Source organism: Rhizobacter sp. P2_H2 (assembly GCF_056403375.1).
On record NZ_JBFUFP010000867.1, the window covers coordinates 1 to 2,374 of the forward strand.

The following is a 2,374-nucleotide window of genomic DNA, read 5'->3' on the forward strand; positions in this document are numbered from 1 at the left end:
GGCCGACACCGTCATCGAGGACGGCGCCAAGCTCGACAACCTGATCCAGGTGGCCCACAACGTGCACATCGGACGCAACACCGCGATCGCCGGCTGCGTCGGCATTGCCGGCAGCACGACGATCGGCGCCAACTGCACGATCGGCGGTGCCGGCATGATCCTCGGCCACCTGAAGCTGGGCGACCGGGTCAACATCTCCGCGGCGAGCGTCGTCACGCGCTCGATCCTGCAGCCCGGAACCTACAGCGGCGTGTTCCCCATCGACGACAATGCGTCCTGGGAAAAGAACGCCGCAACCTTGCGCAACCTGCACGGCCTGCGCGAGCGTCTGCGTGCCCTTGAAAAGAAGATTGCATGACCATGGACACGATGGATATCCACCAGATCCTCAAGAAGCTGCCGCACCGCTATCCGATCCTGCTGGTCGATCGCGTGCTGGAGATGGAGAAGGGCGTGCGCATCAAGGCGCTGAAGAACGTCACGATCAACGAGCCGTTCTTCACCGGCCACTTCCCGCACCGCCCGGTGATGCCGGGCGTGCTGATGCTCGAGGCGCTGGCCCAGGCGGCGGCGCTGCTGTCGTTCGAGACGACCGGCGATACGCCGGACAGCGACACCGTCTACTACTTCGTCGGCATCGACGGCGCGCGCTTCAAGCGGCCGGTGGAGCCGGGCGACCAGCTGATCCTCGACGTGGCGGTCGACCGCGTGAAGGCCGGCATCTACAAGTACAAGGCGCGTGCATCGGTCGACGGCGAGCTCGCCGTCGAGGCCGAGCTGATGTGCACGATGCGCAAGGTCAGCTGATTCGGGGAGCGCAACGATGGCCACCATCCATCCCACCGCCGTGATCGCGCCGGGCGCCCAGCTGGGGGCGACGGTCAGCGTCGGCCCGTACGCGGTGATCGGCGAGCATGTGCGCATCGACGAAGGCACCACGATCGGCCCGCATGCGGTGATCGAGGGCCACACGACGATCGGGCGCGACAACCGGATCTTCCAGTTCGTGTCGCTCGGCGCGGTGCCGCAGGACAAGAAGTACGCCGGCGAGCCGACGCAGCTTCACATCGGCGACCGCAACACGATCCGCGAGTTCTGCACCTTCAACACCGGCACCTCGCAGGATGTCGGCATCACGCGCGTCGGCAACGACAACTGGATCATGGCCTACGTGCACCTGGCGCACGACGTGCAGCTGGGCAACCACACGGTGCTGGCCAACAACGCGACGCTGGCCGGCCATGTGCACGTCGGCGACTGGGTGACGATCGGCGGGCTGTCGGGCGTGCACCAGTTCGTGAAGATCGGCGCCTACGCGTTCGTCGGCTTCTCCAGCGCGATCTCGCAGGACGTGCCGCCGTACATGATGGTCGACGGCAACCCGCTCGCGGTGCGCGGCTTCAATGTCGAGGGCCTGCGGCGGCGCGGTTTCAGTGCCGAGCGCATCGCGGCGGTCAAGCAGATGCACCGCAGCCTGTACCGCAGCGGCCGCACGCTGCAGGAGGCGCGCGACGAGATCGCCGCGCTGGGCCAGTCGGCGCCCGAGGCGGCCGCCGATGTGGCGATGATGCTCGACTTCCTCGCCGGCGTGACGCGCGGCATCGCGCGCTAGTCCCGATGACGAATTCCGGCCCGCCACGGCTGGCCCTGGTGGCCGGCGAAGCCTCCGGCGACTTGCTCGCCGGCCTGTTGCTGGGCGGCCTGAAGGCGCGCTGGCCCCAACTGCATGCGGCCGGCATCGGCGGGCCGAACATGGCCGCGCAGGGTTTCGAGGCCTGGTGGCCGCACGACAAGCTCGCGGTGCGCGGGTATGTCGAGGTGCTGCGCCACTACCGCGAGATCTCCGGCATCCGCGAGCGGCTGGCCGAGCGCCTGCGGTGCGAGCCGCCCGACGCCTTCATCGGTGTCGATGCGCCCGACTTCAACCTCGGGCTCGAGACGCGGCTGAAAACGCTCGGCATCAGGAGCATCCATTTCGTCAGCCCGTCGATCTGGGCGTGGCGGGGCGGCCGCATCGACAAGATCCGCGCCGCGGTCGACCACGTGCTGTGCATCTTCCCGTTCGAGCCGGCGATCTACGAGCGCCACGGCATTGCGGCGACCTATGTCGGCCACCCGCTGGCGGATGCGATTCCCATCGAGGTGCCGCGCGCAGCGGCCCGAAGCGCACTGGGCATCGGCAGCGATGAAACGGTGGTGGCGCTGCTGCCCGGCAGCCGGCGCTCGGAGGTCGAGTACATCGCCCCGCGCCTGCTGGCCGCGGCGGCGTTGATGAAGCGGCAGCGGCCGCGATTGCGTTTCCTGCTGCCGGTGGTGCCGGGGCTGCGGTCGCTGGTCGAACCGATGGTGGCCGAGCATGCGGGCGGGGTGGGCA

3 protein-coding genes and 1 pseudogene are annotated in these 2,374 nt (G+C 68.7%); all 4 read left to right on the forward strand.

The features are described from left to right. Positions 1 to 358 (forward strand): annotated as a pseudogene (locus AC1D15_RS27470) (UDP-3-O-(3-hydroxymyristoyl)glucosamine N-acyltransferase); the annotation flags it as partial. Positions 359 to 360: 2 nt separating this feature from the next. After that, a complete protein-coding gene (fabZ, locus tag AC1D15_RS27475) occupies positions 361 to 807 on the forward strand; it encodes a 3-hydroxyacyl-ACP dehydratase FabZ (protein ID WP_465112380.1) in 447 nt (148 codons plus the stop codon). 16 nt (positions 808 to 823) lie between these two features. Next, positions 824 to 1,612 carry an acyl-ACP--UDP-N-acetylglucosamine O-acyltransferase gene (lpxA, locus tag AC1D15_RS27480; protein ID WP_047502575.1) on the forward strand — a complete coding sequence of 263 codons (789 nt, stop codon included), beginning with the start codon at positions 824 to 826 and terminating at the stop codon, positions 1,610 to 1,612. Between the two features lie 5 nt (positions 1,613 to 1,617). Continuing rightward, the coding region (lpxB, locus tag AC1D15_RS27485; RefSeq protein WP_477828498.1) for a lipid-A-disaccharide synthase at positions 1,618 to 2,374 on the forward strand (757 nt) is incomplete at its 3' end.